The organism is Bacteroides caccae, from assembly GCF_002222615.2.
Lineage (GTDB): Bacteria > Bacteroidota > Bacteroidia > Bacteroidales > Bacteroidaceae > Bacteroides > Bacteroides caccae.
Window position 1 is genome coordinate 2498389 of sequence record NZ_CP022412.2, and the last position, 18042, is coordinate 2516430.

General features: G+C 42.8%; 14 protein-coding genes. 5 read left to right on the forward strand and 9 right to left on the reverse strand.

Annotation, left to right across the window (positions count from 1 at the left end):
• Positions 1-36: 36 nt before the first annotated feature.
• Positions 37-648, reverse strand: coding sequence for a uridine kinase (gene udk, locus CGC64_RS09790; protein ID WP_032838031.1), 612 nt, complete (start codon positions 646-648; stop codon positions 37-39).
• Between the two features lie 101 nt (positions 649-749).
• Here udk and CGC64_RS09795 point away from each other — a divergent pair, with 101 nt between their 5' ends.
• Positions 750-1049 carry a Dabb family protein gene (locus CGC64_RS09795; RefSeq protein WP_005677737.1) on the forward strand — a complete coding sequence of 100 codons (300 nt, stop codon included), beginning with the start codon at positions 750-752 and terminating at the stop codon, positions 1047-1049.
• Positions 1050-1066: 17 nt separating this feature from the next.
• Complete coding sequence (locus tag CGC64_RS09800) at positions 1067-3121, forward strand: protein-disulfide reductase DsbD family protein (RefSeq protein WP_005677738.1); 2055 nt, start codon at positions 1067-1069, stop codon at positions 3119-3121.
• A gap of 234 nt (positions 3122-3355) precedes the next feature.
• Here the strand turns inward: CGC64_RS09800 and fucP are convergent, their stop codons facing one another.
• The 8 genes from fucP to CGC64_RS09840 form a co-directional block, all read right to left on the reverse strand.
• Positions 3356-4672 carry an L-fucose:H+ symporter permease gene (gene fucP, locus CGC64_RS09805; protein WP_005677740.1) on the reverse strand — a complete coding sequence of 439 codons (1317 nt, stop codon included), beginning with the start codon at positions 4670-4672 and terminating at the stop codon, positions 3356-3358.
• Positions 4673-4690: 18 nt separating this feature from the next.
• Entirely contained in the window at positions 4691-5083 is a 393-nt protein-coding gene (locus CGC64_RS09810; RefSeq protein ID WP_005677742.1) for an L-rhamnose mutarotase, read from the reverse strand.
• A 7-nt stretch (positions 5084-5090) separates the two neighbouring features.
• Positions 5091-6521, reverse strand: a complete 1431-nt coding sequence (locus CGC64_RS09815; protein ID WP_005677743.1) for a rhamnulokinase — start codon at positions 6519-6521, stop codon at positions 5091-5093.
• A gap of 19 nt (positions 6522-6540) precedes the next feature.
• Positions 6541-7179 carry a class II aldolase/adducin family protein gene (locus CGC64_RS09820; protein WP_005677744.1) on the reverse strand — a complete coding sequence of 213 codons (639 nt, stop codon included), beginning with the start codon at positions 7177-7179 and terminating at the stop codon, positions 6541-6543.
• 172 nt (positions 7180-7351) lie between these two features.
• Positions 7352-9127 carry an L-fucose isomerase gene (gene fucI / locus CGC64_RS09825; RefSeq protein ID WP_005677745.1) on the reverse strand — a complete coding sequence of 592 codons (1776 nt, stop codon included), beginning with the start codon at positions 9125-9127 and terminating at the stop codon, positions 7352-7354.
• Between the two features lie 69 nt (positions 9128-9196).
• Positions 9197-10192 carry a GntR family transcriptional regulator gene (locus CGC64_RS09830; protein ID WP_005677746.1) on the reverse strand — a complete coding sequence of 332 codons (996 nt, stop codon included), beginning with the start codon at positions 10190-10192 and terminating at the stop codon, positions 9197-9199.
• Positions 10193-10453: 261 nt separating this feature from the next.
• On the reverse strand, positions 10454-11005 hold the full coding sequence (locus CGC64_RS09835) for a 30S ribosomal protein S16 (protein ID WP_005677747.1): 552 nt from the start codon (positions 11003-11005) through the stop codon (positions 10454-10456).
• A gap of 109 nt (positions 11006-11114) precedes the next feature.
• Positions 11115-12416, reverse strand: coding sequence for a Na+/H+ antiporter NhaC family protein (locus CGC64_RS09840; RefSeq protein ID WP_005677748.1), 1302 nt, complete (start codon positions 12414-12416; stop codon positions 11115-11117).
• Positions 12417-12611: 195 nt separating this feature from the next.
• Here CGC64_RS09840 and CGC64_RS09845 point away from each other — a divergent pair, with 195 nt between their 5' ends.
• From CGC64_RS09845 to CGC64_RS09855, 3 genes are read left to right on the forward strand one after another with little or no spacing between them, the layout of a single operon-like run.
• Positions 12612-13682, forward strand: a complete 1071-nt coding sequence (locus tag CGC64_RS09845) for an efflux RND transporter periplasmic adaptor subunit (protein WP_005680529.1) — start codon at positions 12612-12614, stop codon at positions 13680-13682.
• A gap of 10 nt (positions 13683-13692) precedes the next feature.
• Complete coding sequence (locus tag CGC64_RS09850) at positions 13693-16725, forward strand: efflux RND transporter permease subunit (RefSeq protein WP_005677751.1); 3033 nt, start codon at positions 13693-13695, stop codon at positions 16723-16725.
• A gap of 2 nt (positions 16726-16727) precedes the next feature.
• Entirely contained in the window at positions 16728-18032 is a 1305-nt protein-coding gene (locus tag CGC64_RS09855; RefSeq protein WP_050396681.1) for a TolC family protein, read from the forward strand.
• Positions 18033-18042 lie beyond the last annotated feature (10 nt).

Genomic DNA, 18042 nt, shown 5'->3' on the forward strand with positions numbered 1-18042 from the left:
TTTGACGTTTTACTTTTCATTTTCAACTTACCATTCTCAACCCCTTAAGTGCTTCTTGATGTACATTGTCAGTATATCAATGGCTACTTTATTGCTTCCGCCTTCGGGTACGATAAGATCGGCATAGCGCTTGCAAGGTTCGATAAATTGCAGGTGCATGGGCTTGAGAACGCGTGTGTAACGTTCCATTACAGCTTCTGCTGTACGTCCCCGTTCGATAACGTCTCTTTGAATAACACGTATCAGGCGTTCATCCGGGTCGGCATCTACAAATATTTTGAGATCCATTATGTTGCGTAGTTTCTTATCGCATAAAGCAAGAATCCCTTCAATGATAACTACTTCGCGAGGTTCAATATGAATTGTTTCGGGCTGGCGGGTACAAGTCAGATAGGAATAGGTTGGTTGTTCGATGCTTTTTCCTTCTTTCAGCATCATGACATGTTTGGAGAGCAAACTCCACTCAAAGGCATCCGGATGATCGAAGTTAATGTTCTGGCGTTCTTCCACCGGGACGTGACTACTGTCTTTGTAGTATGAATCCTGAGGTAACAATACTACCTCCCCTGCAGGAAGGCTTTCTACAATTTTTCGTACGACGGTGGTTTTTCCGGAGCCTGTTCCGCCTGCTATTCCTATAATTAACATCTCTTTAAGTGTATATTTAAACCAAATAGAGTAAATTTGCATTGTTTATGCAGTGCATTGACCAGGCAAATATAGAAACAATTCATTAAAATAACAACGTAATGGTAAAACACATTGTATTATTTAAGTTAAAAGACGAAGTTTCAGCAGAGGAGAAACTTGTAGTCATGAATAAATTTAAGGAGGCAATAGAAGCGCTTCCGGCTAAAATTCCGGTGATCCGTAAGGTCGAAGTCGGATTGAATATGAATCCCGGAGAAACGTGGAACATAGCGCTGTATAGTGAATTTGATACGCTGGAAGATGTGAAGTACTATGCGACGCATCCCGACCATGTGGCAGCCGGAAGGATTTTGGCTGAGACAAAGGAAAGCCGTGCGTGTGTAGATTATGAATTATAATCCCCTAATTATTGAAAATGAAAAAGTTAATTTCTTCACTGCTTTTAAGCTTTGTTGTATGTGTTTTGCAAGCGCAGATCAAAGATCCGGTAAAGTTCAAGACTGAGTTCAATACTCTTTCTGACACGGAAGCGGAGATTGTATTTACCGCTGCCATTGATAAAGGGTGGCATGTGTATTCTACCGAACTTGGAGATGGCGGACCTATTTCTGCAACGTTTAATGTTGATAAAACGTCTGGCATAGAGCTACTGGGAAAACTGAAACCGGTTGGCAAAGAGGTCGCCACTTTCGACAAGTTGTTTGAAATGAAGGTGCGTTATTTTGAGAATACGGCTAAATTCATTCAGAAGGTGAAGCTCACAGGTGGAGCTTATGAAATAGAAGGTTATCTGGAGTATGGAGCTTGTGACGATGAAAGTTGTCTTCCTCCTACTGAAGTGCCGTTTAAGTTTTCCGGAGTAGCGAAGACAGCTAATGCTGCTGCAGCTAAAGCGGAACAACCGGAAAAAAAGGAAGTTGAGAAAAAAGAAGAGGCGGCTCCTGTTGTTTCTAAGGATACTGTAGCTATGATGGAACTGGTTCCTGCCACTACAACAGATGCATCTACGGGGATTCAACCTGCCGTTGCATCCGGTGAGCTCTGGAAACCGGTCATTAGTGAACTGCAAGCGTTAGGTGAAGAACATACGCAGGGAGATATGTCCTGGATTTATATTTTTGTGACAGGTTTCTTAGGCGGACTATTAGCTTTGTTTACTCCGTGTGTATGGCCGATTATTCCTATGACGGTCAGCTTCTTCCTGAAACGTAGTAAGGACAAGAAGAAAGGGATTCGTGATGCGTGGACTTATGGTGCGTCTATTGTTGTGATTTATGTGGCATTAGGCTTGGCTATAACATTGATCTTCGGTGCCAGTGCCTTGAATGCCTTATCTACTAATGCAATTTTCAATATTCTCTTCTTCCTGATGTTGGTAGTGTTTGCCGCTTCGTTCTTCGGAGCATTTGAGATTACATTGCCTTCGAAGTGGAGTAATGCGGTAGATAGTAAAGCGGAATCGACTACGGGATTACTGAGTATTTTCCTAATGGCATTTACACTTTCGTTGGTGTCTTTCTCTTGTACAGGTCCGATTATCGGATTTTTGTTGGTACAGGTTTCCACAACGGGAAGTATAGTAGCTCCGGCAATTGGAATGCTGGGATTCGCCATTGCTTTGGCGTTGCCGTTTACTCTTTTCGCTTTATTTCCATCGTGGCTGAAATCTATGCCGAAATCGGGAGGTTGGATGAATGTGATCAAGGTAACACTGGGCTTCCTTGAACTTGCATTTGCACTTAAATTCTTATCGGTTGCCGATTTGGCTTATGGCTGGAGACTGCTTGATCGTGAAACTTTCCTTGCTTTATGGATTGTTATTTTTGCTTTACTTGGATTTTATCTGTTGGGTAAGATCAAGTTCCCGCATGATGATGATGATAATAAGGTAGGTGTTACCCGCTTCTTCATGGCACTTGTTTCTTTGGCATTTGCGGTATATATGGTTCCTGGTCTATGGGGAGCACCGTTGAAAGCTGTCAGTGCGTTTGCTCCGCCTATGCAGACGCAGGATTTCAATTTGTATAAGAATGAAGTACATGCCAAATTTGACGATTATGATTTAGGAATGGAGTATGCACGTTTGAATGGTAAGCCTGTAATGCTCGACTTTACCGGATACGGTTGTGTCAATTGTCGTAAAATGGAGGCTGCTGTTTGGACTGACCCGAAGGTGAGCGACTTAATTAATAACGATTATGTATTGATAACTCTCTATGTAGATAATAAAACTCCGCTGACCGAACCTGTGAAGATTGTCGAGAACGGAACAGAACGTACCTTGCGTACTGTCGGTGACAAATGGAGTTATCTGCAACGTGTGAAGTTCGGTGCCAATGCACAGCCTTTCTACGTATTGCTGGATAATCAGGGAAAACCGTTGAACAAGTCGTATGCTTATGATGAAGATATTCCCAAGTATATCGAGTTTCTGCAAACTGGATTGGAAAATTACAAGAAGGAGAGATAATCTCCTTCTTAAAGGTTCTTCTTCAAATTTGTTGGTAAGGTGAATTAGTAAAATAATGATTTGCTAGCTTATAGTCGATAGTATCCTCCATTCTCCTCCTTCGGGAAGGAGGAGTCCCCGTAGGGGGAGGTGGTAGGTGAATGTGTAAGTGAACTGCCCCCAATAGTTAGACACAAAACTATTGGAGGCAGTTCATTCTTTTTGAGGTAGCCTCACTATTGTCGAGTATGTTTTCTACCAGTTTCTTTTCACTGTACGATAGCCGTAACCGATAATCACAAGGAAACAGATAAAAGGTAGAATGAATGAAACGTTGACTGCCGGCAACCAACCGATTTCTTTCATATCAATAATGCTTGCTTGCAATGGAGGAAGAATAGAACCTCCGAGAATAGCCATAATAAGTCCGGCTGCTCCGAATTTTGCGTCATCTCCAAGACCTTTTAAGGCAATACCGTAAATAGTGGGGAACATTAGAGACATGCAGGCGGATACGGCTACCAGGCAATAGAGTCCATAAATATTTTGAAGGAAGATAGTACCTAAGGTGAAAATTCCTCCGAAAATAGCCAGAATCATTAATAATTTTCCTGCATTCAGATAACGCAGAATGAAAGTACAAATGAAACGGCTGATACAGAAAATAATCATTGCTATGATATTGTATTGCTGCGAAAGCACTTCCGCACTCTTTTCGTCCATGCCGAATTCCGGTGACATAAACAGGCGGGTACCATATTGGATTATAAAAGTCCAGCACATGATTTGTGCACCTACATAAAAAAACTGAGCAATCACACCTTCGCGATAACGTGTTTGGGTGAAAATACGTTTTAATGTCGGGAAGAAGTCTATTTTATGGTTCTGATCTCCGTTCTTTGGCATTTTTACGAATCGTATCAAGAGAAGCATAGCTACGATAATCAGACCGATGATAAGATAAGGGGCGATTAGCACTGCAAGATCGCTCTCTTTGATTGCCTGAAATTCACTCTCATTGAGTAAAGCACGTTCTTCAGTACCCATTGGATGTAATTTGGCTTGAATGAATTGCATGGCTACATACATTCCGAGCAATGAACCCATTGGGTTGAAAGATTGGGCAAGATTCAAACGTCTTGTGGCAGTATCTTCTGTTCCCATAGAAAGAATGTATGGATTACAGCTTGTCTCCAGAAATGAGAGTCCGCAAGTCAAGATAAAGTAAGCTATCAGAAACGGGTAATATTCTCCTGTCATTTTAGCAGGGAAGAATAGGAATGCTCCAAAAGCATACAGACCAAGACCTAGCAGAACACCTGCTTTATAAGAATATTTGCGGATGAACATGGCAGCCGGAAAAGCCATGGCAAAGTAGCCTCCATAAAAAGCGACTTGTACTAACGCTCCGTCGGTAGCACTCATCCGGAAGATTTTGGAAAATGCCTTTACCATTGGGTTGGTGATATCGTTTGCAAATCCCCATAACGCAAAACAAGAAGTGATGAGAATAAAAGGGATAAGATAATTGATGCCATCTTTTGACAGGATGGACTGTTTGATGTGTTTCATGGTTCTTTTGGGATATTTTTAGGTATTATATAAATGGAACATTCTCTCCATTGGTTTCCATTTTTCCGCGGAACTCATTCCGGGAGCGGCTTGTTGGAAGATAGCCATGTATTCCTCCCATTCCTGTTGGCGGGGAAGAGTATTCAGGCGTGCCATTGCTGTGTCCCAGTCGAAGTCAACGGGAGTTTCGACAATCATAAACAAGCGTGTGCCAAGAATATAGATTTCCATTTCGAGGATGCCTACTTCCCGGATACCTGCAAGGATTTCAGGCCATGCCTCCGCTTGACTATGTCTTTTCCGATATTCGGCAATCAATTCCGGAGAATCGCGTAAGTCAAGAGTCTGACAATATCTTTTGACTGGGACGCTGTAAGATTGGACCTGATAACCGGTTTTAGGTGTTTCCATATACTTTTTATTTTTTAGGATAATATACTTGAGGTGTGACACTTCGGCTTACAATCTCTCTTAATTCCCGGAGGTCGGAAATTTCTCCCTTAGCCATTGCTTGTGTCAGAATATTACCTATGGCAGTAGCCTCGACAGGACCAGCGTAAACAGGGATATTGAGTGCATCGGCTGTAAGCTGGTTGAGTAATTTATTCTGCGAACCTCCTCCAATGATGTTTAATTGGCGGATCGGGGAGGGGAGACAATGGTTAAGCTTTTCTACTGCCTGTTGGTATTTGAATGCTAATGATTGGAGTACACATTTAACGGTTTCCGCTTTGCTTTGAGGAATGTGCAGAGAGTGATCCCGGCAATAATTCATAAGAGCTGTCTCCATATTTTCCGGATTCATGAATTCCGGAGCGTCAACAGGGATGATTGTATCAGTTTCCACTTCGGCAGCTTGTGGTATGATTGTATCATAATGTTGTTCTTCTCCACGTGCTTTCCATTCACTCATCAAGCGTTGTAGAATCCATAGTCCTGTGATGTTTTGCAGGAAGCGGATGCGGCCTCCAACACCTCCTTCATTGGTGAATTCGGCTTTCCGTGCTTCTTCTGTCAATATCGGTTCATTGACTTCAACGCCCAAAAGCGACCACGTACCGGAACTTAGAAAAGCGATAGGAGTTTCTGTCGCCGGAACGGCTGCAACGGCACTGGCTGTGTCATGAGAACCTACGGCTATTACATCTACTGCACCCAGTCCGGTTTCCCGTGCAATATCCTCTTTTAAAGTTCCTCTGATAGTTCCCGGTTGGATAATTTCACCAAACAGATGCTCGGGAAGTTCTAATGCACGAATTGTTTCTTGTGACCAGTTTCGTCGTTTTGCGTCAAGTAATTCCGAAGTGGAAGCGATGCAATATTCATTATTGGCTATTCCGGTCAGGAAGTAACTGAAAAGGTCGGGCATGAACAGAAGTTGGTGGGCAATCTCTAATTGGGGATCCCGGTTCTGTTTCATACTATAAAGTTGGAATAGCGTGTTGATAGCCATGACCTGTATTCCAGTAGTAGTATAGTGTTGCTGTTCATCCAGAACCTTGAATACCTTTGCCGGCATTCCGTCTGTTCTTGCATCCCGGTAACAGATAGGGTTACTTAGCAAATTTCCATTTTTATCAATCAATCCGAAATCTACGCCCCACGTGTCGATACCAATTCCCTTGACGGTATATCCTTTTTGGGCAGCCAGCTTCAGGCCGGTTTTCATGTCTTCGAATAGGGCAGGAAAATCCCAGTAGACATGATTTCCTAATTTTACCTGACGGTTGGAGAAGCGGTGAACTTCTTCCAGTTCCAGCTTTCCATGGAGAAGGGAGCCGGCGATAATTCGTCCGCTACCTCCTCCAAAGTCTGCTGCTAAGTATGTGTTTTTAATGTTGTCTTTCATGGTATGGTATGTACGGATACTATTTTGTTTTCTTTCCTAATACATAGATTTCCAAATCTTCTATTTCTGCCGGTGTCAATACTGAATAATCGCCTCCGGACTGAACAATAATACGGCAAGCCATTTCGAAGAAGGTAGCTCGTTCGTACACTTGATTAAAGTCTTTTCCGCAGACAACTTGTCCGTGGTTGGTCAATAAGACGGAGTTGTGTTCCAACATGGCTTCAACTACTGCTTTGGCCAGTTCGGGTGAGCCGGGACGATAATATGGAATCACAGGTATTTCTGAACCTACATGGCAGGGAATTTCTGCTGTTACATTAAAATTAGTCGGCTTGTTTTTCATGCAGGAGATAGCCGTGGCATACTCCGACTGGAAGTGAAGTACCACATTTACATCCGGGCGTTCGCGGAGAATACCCAAATGGAAAGTACTTTCCATAGAAGGTTTTACACCATTAGTCGGTGTTCCGCTTGCTATATTGCAGATAGAGACTTTTTCCTTGCCAAGGGTAGGAACCCAAGAACCTGTACCGGAAATTAGTGCTTCTTCACCAATCCGCCAGGAAAGGTTTCCGCTACTGCAAAGCATAAGTTTTGCATCACCGTAGCGATGTGCTTGTTCAATGAACTGTTCGATATGTTCGTTAGTTATCATGATTGCAAAGATAAATTATTTATTAATAATAGTAACTCAAAATAGGTTAGAAAAATGGGTATTTAGGGACATACTCCCCCGGTAAGGTTTCCTTGCAGGGGATTGTCATTGCGGGCACGGATTACACGACTTTTAGAAATATGAAAGCAACAGCGTAATCCGTGCCTGAAAATTATTTGTAGATAGGACCGTAGGTTGCACAAGCTCTATAGTCTGCTCCTTCTTTATCCATACCGAAGGCATTCCATGCAGCCGGGCGGAACATTTCGTCTTCTTCTACATTGTGCATGCATACCGGAATTCGAAGCATCGAAGCAAGAGTAATCAGGTCTTGACCAATGTGACCGTAGCTGATTGCTCCATGGTTGGCTCCCCAGTTATTCATTACAGAATACACATCCTTGAAAGCCGGTTTGTCGCATAAACGGGGAACAAACCAAGTAGTAGGCCATGTAGGATCTGTACGCATATTCAGTTTTTGGTGGATTTCCGGGTCGATCTCGACAGTCCAACCTTCTGCAATTTGAAGAACGGGACCGAGGCCTTTAATTAGGTTCAGACGCATCATAGTTACAGGCATACCACCTTTTGACAAGAAATTAGATGAAAAACCGCCGCCACGGAAGTAATCACGGTCTGCCGGATACCAGGTCGTTGCTTTAAGGCAGTTTTCTACATCTGCGTCAGTCAGGTTCCAAGGTTCTTTCATTACCGGATTTCCTTCTGCATCCAATGATTGTCCCGAACCGTCTAGCGTTGTTGCTCCGGAGTTGATAAGGTGGATAATACCGTTGGCGGCCAGCCCTGTCAGTTCTTTGCCGGTTACACGTTTCACAGCTTCGGGGCTCCAGTAAGTACGTACATCAGAGAATATTTGAGCACGGTTGGTCAGTAAGTGTCCGAACAGCATTGCCACACCGTTGCAGGCATCGTTCTCGGTAGCTACCACGAATGCTTCGCGGATACCGTTCCAGTCGAAGGAAGTATTCAGCAGAGCTTCGGGATAGTCGCCATTAGGATAGAAGTCAGTCCATTGGCGTTGTCCTTGGAAACCGGCTGCAATAGCATTGTGGCCTAATGCTTCTTCTTTGAAGCCCATTTCTTTCAGTTTAGGATTACCGGTCATCAGGTCGCGCATGATAATCATCATCTTCACGATAAATTCCCAGTCTTTATCTTTCTCTTCGCGGTTTTTACGTTTTTCGGGACGATTTTTGAAGTCATCGCCTTCGTTTACTTTGCAATGCTTTTCTGTCCATGCCATTGCTTTTTCATATTCTTCGTGGTCATAGATACCTTCTTCCATGCGGCGGATGATTTCTGTCAGGTCGACAGACTCATTACGCATTCCCAGGTATTCCTGGAAGAAATCAGGATTAACGATAGAACCGGCAATACCCATAGATACGCTACCCATTGACAGGTAAGATTTTCCTCTCATTGTAGCTACTGCCTGTGCGGCGCGTGCAAAACGAAGAATTTTTTCCGCTACATCTTCGGGAATGCTGTTATCGTCCAAATCCTGTACGTCATGTCCATAAATGCCGAATGCAGGAAGTCCTTTTTGTGCGTGTCCTGCCAATACTGCTGCAAGATATACTGCTCCCGGACGCTCTGTTCCATTGAATCCCCATACAGCTTTCGGGTAATGAGGGTTCATATCCATAGTTTCCGCACCGTAGCACCAGCAAGAAGTTACGGTAATAGTAGAACCTACACCTTCTCTTTCGAACTTTTCAGCACAGGCTGCACTTTCAGCAACACGGCCGATAGTGCTATCGGCAATCACGCATTCCACAGGGCTTCCGTCACCGTTTTTCAGATTACTGCTAATTAATTCGGCTACTGCTTTAGCCAAGTTCATTGTCTTTTCTTCAAGGCTTTCACGAACGCCACCCTGGCGACCGTCGATAGTGGGACGAATCCCGATTTTCGGATACTTTTTCATGGTTTCTTAATTTTTTTATTTAGTAAATAACATCTGTGCTGAGCTGTGCTGATTGTGCGGCAAAAAAAATCAGAGTGACTTTCGAAGTCGCACTTCAGTAGGCATGTACTTTTGTATCGGGACATTGTTGAGTACGAAGTTTGCCGCTTCATTTCCCACCATTTCCCAGTCAATACTTAATGAAGTAATTCCTTCGTCGATGACCTCGTATGAAGGAATATCATTATATGCTAACAGACCGAAATCTTTTCCGCATTTCAGTCCTGCCAATCTTCCTTGTTTTACTACCTTTACTACATCTTGCTGTTTGATAGCAATGTATACAGTCCCTTTGCGGACCGTCAGGTTCTCGATATCTTCCTGTATTTCATGCAAGAAGCCTTCTTTTTCACAGAAACGTGTGAAATACTCCTTACTACTCTGAGGGTGTTTCAAACCTTTAGAAAACAGGAAAACGATTTGAAGATATTTCTGCATTCTTTCTTTTAGTGTAAATAATGCTAGATAGAATGAATCATCGAAATCCTGACAGATATACGAGTATTTATCTTTCTCAAATTTTCCGAAATCAAGGAGTAATAACCTGGAAGGATTGATTTTATTCAGAGCTGTGCTGAACTTTTCGTTATCGAAGTTCATCACTATATATTTTTTATACTTCCCTATGGATTCACGGATGATAGTATTGAAAAGCCGTTCATTGTATTGGTGGAATAACAAGTCTACTTTATAGTTGATAGGCAAATGTTTTATGAAACTATTGTATAAGGCCTCTTTGAAAGGAGTATATTCGTCAAGTAATAATAGAATATTGGTTACCTGACTGGTCACATAGTATCCTTTTCCCGGTGTAGAGTCTATCAGACCCCGTTCGCGTAAATCCAGAAAGGCCTTAAAAACAGTATCCCGTGATACTCCATATTGTGCACTTAACTGATTGATAGAAGGCAAGGAATCTCCCTCACGAAATTCTTTCATGGAGATTGCCTGGCTGAGCGTGTCTGCCAATTGTGTGACTTTGCTCGAGTGTTGGCCGAATGTTGCTTTCTTATCAGTTCGTCTCATCCTTATTAATTATTGATAACTGTGCTGAACTATGCTGATGCAAAGAAAGGAATTTTATTCTAAATAGGAGAAATAATTTACTATGTTTTATAGCATAAAGAGGATAATTTCACATGACGTAACATAGAATTTGCTATTTGTAGATTATCAGGTCTCTGTATAAAACCTCAGTTTCTCTCGTGTTGGAACAAAAAAATCCCCTCCGGCGAACCGGAGAGGATTTATAGCTTTTCCTTGTTTCTTGTTCGGAATCTGCCGAATTTATTCAGCAGCAGCTTCTGTTGCAGGAGCTTCTTCTGCCGGAGCAGCAGTTTCTTCTACAGGTGCTTCAGCAGCAGCTTTTTCAGCAGCTTCAGCAGCTTTCTTTTCAGCGAGTGCTTTTGCTTTCACTTCGTTGATTTTCTTTTCTGCTTCCAGGCGTGCTTTGGCTTCAGCTTTCTTAGCTTCATCTTGTTTAGCTTTCAAAGTAGCCAGACCTGACTGTTTGTTGCTTTTCCAAGCTTCGAATTTAGCTTCTGCTTCTGCTTCTCCAAATGCACCTTTTGCTACACCGCCAAGAAGATGTTTCTTCATGTATACACCTTCGCGAGAAAGGATGTTACGTACAGTGTCACTTGGTTGTGCACCTTTCAGTACCCAAGCCAATGCAGCGTCGAAATTCAAATCTACTGTAGCAGGATTGGTGTTAGGGTTGTAAGTACCAATCTTCTCAATAAATTTACCATCACGTGGTGCTCTGCTGTCTGCAATTACAATTGAATAGAACGCGTAACTTTTACGTCCGTGTCTCTGCAATCTGATTCTAGTTGCCATTTTTAATAATTGTTTTTAATTAATGATTTGAATTATGCTACTAACTCGTAATAGCGGGCGCAAAGATACGGCTTTTCTTTTGATTGACAAATATTTCTGTTCTTTTTCTTTATGAATACCGTTTCGGATAACGGAATAAGATAGCGAGCAGGGCGCAAGCTCCCATTGTAAACGGATAATAAAGATTGCCGATGATACTGATAGGAGAGATATTGGCTAATCCGGCAGCAATCAGCATTTGTGCCCCGTATGGGATAATTCCTTGTATCAGACAGGAGAAAGTGTCGAGGATACTTGCAGTCTTTCGCCGGTCAAGGTGGAATTTCTGCGCAATGTCTTTGGCTATCGGTCCTGTTGTAATGATGGCTATTGTGTTGTTGGCGGTACATAAGTTGGCGATACTTACTAAAGCGGCAATACTTAGTTCCGCTCCCCGCTTTCCGTTGACGTGGAGGGTTAGTTTCCGGATAATAAAGTTAATACCACCATTGTAGCGGATTGTTTCAAGCATTCCTCCGGCCAGTAAAGTAATGATTATCAGTTCGCCCATGCCCGTAATGCCTGTTCCCATAGCTCCGAACCAGTCGAACACATCAAAACTTCCGGTAGTAATACCGATAATACCACTTGTCAGGATACCTATGATTAATACGAGCATAACGTTCATTCCGGCAACGGCTGTTCCCAATACTATTATATAAGGTATAACTTTTATCCATTCGATAGTCTGTACTTGGGTGGGAGCAGTGATGGACAATCCCTGGAAAATATAAATACCCAGCACGATAATAGCTGCCGGGACGACAATCAGGGAATTTACCCTGAACTTATCACGCATCACACATTCCTGAGTTTTTGTTGAGGCGATTGTAGTGTCGGAGATAAACGATAAATTATCTCCGAAAAAAGACCCTCCGACAACAACTGCCACCATGAATGGGAGAGCAATCTCTGTCTTTTCGGCTAGTCCTACGGCAACAGGAGTGAGGGCAACGATTGTTCCTACACTGGTTCCTATGGATAGGGAGATGAAGCAGGCGGCTATAAATATTCCTGCTAGCAGCAGATTGTCGGGAAGAATATGCAGAGTCAGGTTGACGGTGGCATCAATAGCACCCATTTGTTTGGCACTTTGCGCAAAGGCACCGGCGAGAATGAATATCCATATCATCAGGAGGATATTCTTATTGGCAGCTCCTACGGAGAATTGGTAAATCCGCTGGTCCAGTTTCAAGCCGCGCGTGATAGCAATCGCGTAGCAGGAAGAAACAAGAAAAGCGACAGTGATAGGTACCTTGTAGAAGTCGTTGACGAGAATGGAAGTTACCAGATAGAGGCAGAGGAACACGAACAATGGACTTAATGCCCACCAGCTACCGGAACGGTCGTTATGTATTTTTTCTTCGGTCATAAATGAGATTAGTAATATTTGTTTGAGCTGCAAAGATAGTAAGGAAACACATAAGTAGTATAAAAGGCTCAGATTTTCATCTTTTCTTTTTCCGTTTGAGCCTTTCCTTTTTCGGTTTCGGAAATTTAAAGTTGGGCGCTTTTCTTTGTTTCCTCTATTTTCGTACCGTTGATAATATAACTAATGTAGAATAGAATGACAACGACTAATTATTCAATGTGTATGCTTTTTATCTGCCTGTTTGCATCGTGCGGAACAGGAGAAAAGAGGACTGATGAATCAATACGGATAAAAGTGGCAGAAGTAGAAATGTCGGTTCCTTCCTCGGAACGTGAGTTTTCGTTTATTTCGAAACCATTCAAGGAGACGGAACTATCTTTTCGGGTAGGCGGTCCTATTGACCGTTTTGAGGTATATGCCGGTAACTATTATCAGCGTGGGGATATCATTGCTGAAATAGACTCTCGTGATTTCCGTATCCGTAAAGAACGTGCAGAGGCTATCTATAATCAGGCAAAAGCGGAATTTGAACGGATAAGAGTGTTGTATGAGAAAAATAATTTATCTGCCAGCGCTTATGAAAAAGCACGTGCGGATTATACTTCTGCTAAGACTGCTTTTGAGACAGCGACAAATGAGTTACATGATACGCAGTTGATTGCACCTTTTGACGGATATGTCGGGGAAGTGTATATCGAGAAATATCAGGATGTGAAAGCGACTCAACCTGTCATCTCCTTTATTGATATTACTCAATTAAAGATAGAAGCTTATGTCACACAGGATATTGCACTTCAGGCCGGAGAAATCAAAGAAGTAAGTGTGCGCTTTGATATAGGTTCTGATGTTGTATATCCGGCGAAAGTGGTAGAAATTTCCAAAAGTACTACCCGGAATAACCTGTCTTTCCTGATGACGGCATTATTACCCAATAAACAGGGTGAATGGCCGGCGGGCGTTTCCGGAAAGGTTTTGCTTGATCTTCCTTCTTCTTCAACGACATCCATGATAACCATACCGCAAACTGCTCTCAATCATCGTCCTACTGAAGGAGATTATGTCTGGACGGTAGATAATGCTGCCGGAAAAGTCTCGAAAAGAAAGATTGTTTTAGGTGAATTACTTCCGAATGGGAAAGTGGAAGTGAAAGGTGGATTACAGGCTGGAGAAACGGTAGCTGTCAGTAAATTGCGTTTCCTTTCAGAAGGAACATCTGTAGAAATCATGGCTCAGAAACAAGGAATGCCGGTCACTGCTCAAAAGTAAATTTGGAAGTATGAAGTTTGTGAAATATTTCTTGCAGAAAAGGTCGGTGACTATTCTGCTCTTACTATTAGTCTTAGGAGGAGGACTACTTTCCTATGTCAAAATGGGAAAGCTGGAAGATGCTCCGTTCACTATAAAACAGGCATTGGTATTAACTCCATATCCGGGTGCTTCTCCTTCCGAGGTACAATCACAAGTGACTGATGTGCTGGAAGAATCTATACAGTCTTTAGGTGAATTGTATTATCTTAAAACAGAAAACCGGGCAGGACTTTCCAAGATAACGGTTTATGTGAAGAAGGAAATTCGTGCGGATGAAATGCAGCAACTGTGGGATAAACTCCGTCGGAAGGTTAATGATGTACAATCTAAGCTACCGGCTGACGCAGGTCCGTCCGTAGTAAACGATGACTTTGGCGATGTGTTGGGTGTCTTTTATGGGTTGACTGGTGAAGGATATTCGTATCGGGAACTGGAAGATCAGGCAAAACTCATTAAAAACGAACTGTTGAAAGTAAAGGACGTAGCCAAGGTCGAAATTTATGGTGTACAACCTCCGACGATTGATGTTATTCTCACCCCTTCCGTCATGGCGCGAAGCGGTATTACTCCTTCGGATATTTCCCGTGCTTTCGAGGCCCAAAACAGAGTAGTAGATGCAGGAGGTATTGATGCGGGTGTAAACAGAATACGGATTGAATCTACCGGAAATTTTTATTCTTTGGATGATATCCGGAATTTGACTATCGTATCACGTACGGGAGAGCATTTTCGATTGGCGGATATTGCAGAGATTAAGGAAAGTTATCAGACGCCTCCGAGCAATAAAATGCGGATTAATGGGAGTCCCGCGGTGGGTATTGCCATATCTACCGTACCGACTGGGAATGTCGTAAATATGGCGGAAGCTGTAAAAGGTAAAATTGAGCAATTTTCGGAGACAATGCCCGAAGGCTTTGAGTTACAGACAATTTACGACCAAGGTTACGAGTCGGCTGTGGCAAATCAAGGTTTTATCTGGAATTTGATAATTTCCGTTGTGACGGTAGTTGCCATTCTGTTGTTTTTTATCGGATTCAAAAATGGTATCCTGATAGGTAGTGGTCTGGTCTTTTCCATTTTTGCAACGCTGATTGTGATGTTGGCTCAAGGGATAGCTTTGCAGCGTATGTCACTGGCTGCAATTATTATTGCAATGGGAATGCTGGTGGATAATGCCATTGTAGTATCCGATTCGGCATTAGTCAATATGCAACGGGGGATGCGCAAGCGAGTGGCCATAATGCGAGCTTGTTCCTCAACTGCATTACCGTTATTAGCGGCAACAATTATCGCAATTTTAACTTTTTTACCTATATATTATTCACCGCATATAACCGGTGAGTTGTTGTCATCCTTAGTTGTAGTTATCGGCGTTTCGCTGATGTTCAGTTGGGTCTTTGCGCTGACGCAGACTCCTTTCTTCATTCAGGAGTTTGTTCGTCGGCCAAGACCCGACGAACTAAAGGATGCTCTTTTTGAAGGTAAATATTATGATAAGTTTCGTGCAGCATTGAGGTGGGTGATTTGTCATCGGTATGCAACAATAGGATGCATGGTTGTGATGATGTTGCTAGCGGCTTGGAGTTTCAAGTTTATTCCCAAGGTGTTTATGCCGGCGTTGGATAAACAGTACTTCACATTGGATGTATGGTTACCCGAAGGGACAAAAATAGAAGAAACGGACCGTCAGATAATGGAAATGTCGGAATATATCCGTGGGCAGGAGGAAACGGAAATAGTATCTACTTATATAGGAAGAACTCCGCCACGTTATTACTTGTCTAATGTATCTTTTGGACCTCAGTCCAATTATGCACAAATATTGGTAAAATGTAAAACGTCAGAACTTTCCCGTCAGTTGCATACCCGGTTACAAGATTCGATTTCGCTGAAATATCCCGAACCTCTGATTAAAGTGAATAAGTTTGAATTGAGTCCTTTGACGGAGGCCGTCATTGAAGCCCGTTTTCTTGGCCCGGACCCTGCTGTACTTGATTCATTGGTGGGACAAGCTATTGAAGTGATGCGACGAAATCCCAAAGTAGCGGATGCACGTAATGAATGGGGAAATATGTCGTTGGTAATTCGCCCGGTTTATGATCCTGTGAAGGCGGGTGCATTAGGTATCACCAAGGCTTCGATGATGCAGTCAGTGAAATCAATCAATGACGGTCTGCCTGTTGGTATCTACCGGGATGATGAGAAAAAGGTACCTGTTTTGTTGAAATCAGGTGATGTGGATATTACTGATGTCAATGCATTGGGAGATTTCTCAATTTGGAATGGAGAAAGATCGGCTCCGCTTTCGCAGGTCACGGAACGAATAGAAAGAGGTTGGGAATTTCCTCAGGTACGGACATATAACCGGCAACTTTCAATGGCTGCCATGTGTGGGGTGAAACCGGGCTACACCATGTCCGAGGTACATGGAGAAATACGGAAAGAAATAGAGAAAATCCACTTACCGGAAGGATACACCTTCTTTTGGGATTCTCAATATAAAGATCAAGGGGAGGCGATGCAGGCTATTGCGAAATATTTTCCGTTGGCATTTCTTGCATTGATAGTCATTTTGGTGGCCTTGTTCGGCAATTTCCGCGAGCCGGTTATCATTCTTTGCATTCTGCCTTTGTCTTTGATAGGAATTGCTGTTGGTATGTTGCTGACAGGGTTTGATTTTGGATTCTTTCCGATAGCCGGCTGGTTAGGTTTGCTTGGGATGATAATCAAAAATGTAATTGTGCTGATTGATGAGATAAATGTTCAACATCGGAGTGGAATTGATTTATATACATCCATTGTTGAGGCTACTGTTTCCCGAACCCGTCCTGTGTTAATGGCTGCTACAACAACGATTTTCGGTATGGTGCCATTGTTGTTTGATGTTGCTTTCGGGGGAATGGCTGTTACTATAATTTTCGGATTGACATTTGCTACGGGATTAACGCTTTTTGTCACCCCCGCCTTATATTCCATGTTTTATAAAGTAAAAGGAAAATGAAGATGAGAAAAGGAATATTTAGCCTGTTGTTTTGTACTTTCGTCTTTTTGTCTTTGCCGGTTCTTGCACAACAAAGCACATTGCTGGAGAAATATCGGACTATGGCATTGGACTATAATCACGATTTGAAAGCAGCGGAAAAGAATATCGCTGCCAGTATGGAAGTAGAGAAATCTGCACGTGCCGATTTGAAACCGAAACTTTCCGGTGCTGCCAGTTTTCAATACACCGGAAATCCTATGGAACTAACTTTGGATATTCCTTCCATAGGGTTGTCGAAAACAGTGGAAGGAAAGAATTTAAACTATGGAGGTTCTCTGTCTATTTTACAACCGGTTTATACGGGAGGGCGTGTACTGGAGTCCATCCGTATGGCGCAACATCAGCAGGCCTTGGCCGGTAATCAGGCGAAAGCACTGAATGATGCTGTTTGTTACCAAACGGATATTCAGTATTGGAGTGCCGTTGCTCGGCAGGAAATTGTTGATGTCGCCGAAGACTTTCGTAATTCGATAGCAGCCTTGGTTAAAACAATAAAAGAAAGGGTAGAAGTAGGACTCGTTGACCCACAGGACCTGTTAATGGCAGAAGTGAAGTTAAATGAAGCGGAATATCAATTACTTCAGGCGCAAAGTAATTTTGAAACAGGCAGAATGGCATTAAACTCAATGATTGGTGTCCGGCTGGAACAGCCTACGGAGTTGGATGCGCAGATACCGATAGTAGTTGTCAGCGATTCTCTGTGGTTATCTACCGGGATGGGACGTCCGGAAATACAAATGGCTTATGACAAAATTCGTATTGCTGAGAGCACAAAAAAACTGAATGATTCGCAATTCAAACCTCAATTCTATGTGGGAGTAGAAGGTAGCTATTCATCTCCCGGATACAATTTCAAGAAAGATTTAGACCCAAACTACGCTGTTTATGCTAAAGTGTCCGTTCCTATTTTTGAATGGGGAAAACGGAGAAGCGAGAAGCGTGTTTCTTCCTTTCGTATCGGAATGGCGGAAGATAATCTAAATAAAGTCGTAGACCGGGTGGAATTAGAAGTGAGTGTAGCGCGTAAGGCATTGTCACAGGCTATTGAACGTGTTCGTTTGAGTGAAAGTTCGCTGGCTAAAGCAGAAGAAAATGAGGCAAAAGCAGTAGAACGCTACAATGAAGGAAAAGTTTCGGTGGTGGAAGTGATTGATGCGCAAACCTATCGGCAGACTTCGCAGGTGAACTATGTACAGGCAAAAGCTGCTGCACAAGGACATTATTCGGAATTAATAAAAGCGCTCCATAGTTATGATTATCGCTAAAAAGCAGTAA

Coding starts and splice junctions, on each gene's coding strand:
- CGC64_RS09815 (WP_005677743.1), bottom strand. CDS start 6,521: ATGAAAGACAACATTAAAAACACATACTTAGCAGCAGACTTTGGAGGA.
- CGC64_RS09840 (WP_005677748.1), bottom strand. CDS start 12,416: ATGACCGAAGAAAAAATACATAACGACCGTTCCGGTAGCTGGTGGGCA.
- fucP (WP_005677740.1), bottom strand. CDS start 4,672: ATGAAACACATCAAACAGTCCATCCTGTCAAAAGATGGCATCAATTAT.
- fucI (WP_005677745.1), bottom strand. CDS start 9,127: ATGAAAAAGTATCCGAAAATCGGGATTCGTCCCACTATCGACGGTCGC.
- CGC64_RS09835 (WP_005677747.1), bottom strand. CDS start 11,005: ATGGCAACTAGAATCAGATTGCAGAGACACGGACGTAAAAGTTACGCG.
- CGC64_RS09830 (WP_005677746.1), bottom strand. CDS start 10,192: ATGAGACGAACTGATAAGAAAGCAACATTCGGCCAACACTCGAGCAAA.
- CGC64_RS09855 (WP_050396681.1), top strand. CDS start 16,728: ATGAGAAAAGGAATATTTAGCCTGTTGTTTTGTACTTTCGTCTTTTTG.
- CGC64_RS09845 (WP_005680529.1), top strand. CDS start 12,612: ATGACAACGACTAATTATTCAATGTGTATGCTTTTTATCTGCCTGTTT.
- CGC64_RS09820 (WP_005677744.1), bottom strand. CDS start 7,179: ATGATAACTAACGAACATATCGAACAGTTCATTGAACAAGCACATCGC.
- CGC64_RS09795 (WP_005677737.1), top strand. CDS start 750: ATGGTAAAACACATTGTATTATTTAAGTTAAAAGACGAAGTTTCAGCA.
- udk (WP_032838031.1), bottom strand. CDS start 648: ATGTTAATTATAGGAATAGCAGGCGGAACAGGCTCCGGAAAAACCACC.
- CGC64_RS09850 (WP_005677751.1), top strand. CDS start 13,693: ATGAAGTTTGTGAAATATTTCTTGCAGAAAAGGTCGGTGACTATTCTG.
- CGC64_RS09800 (WP_005677738.1), top strand. CDS start 1,067: ATGAAAAAGTTAATTTCTTCACTGCTTTTAAGCTTTGTTGTATGTGTT.
- CGC64_RS09810 (WP_005677742.1), bottom strand. CDS start 5,083: ATGGAAACACCTAAAACCGGTTATCAGGTCCAATCTTACAGCGTCCCA.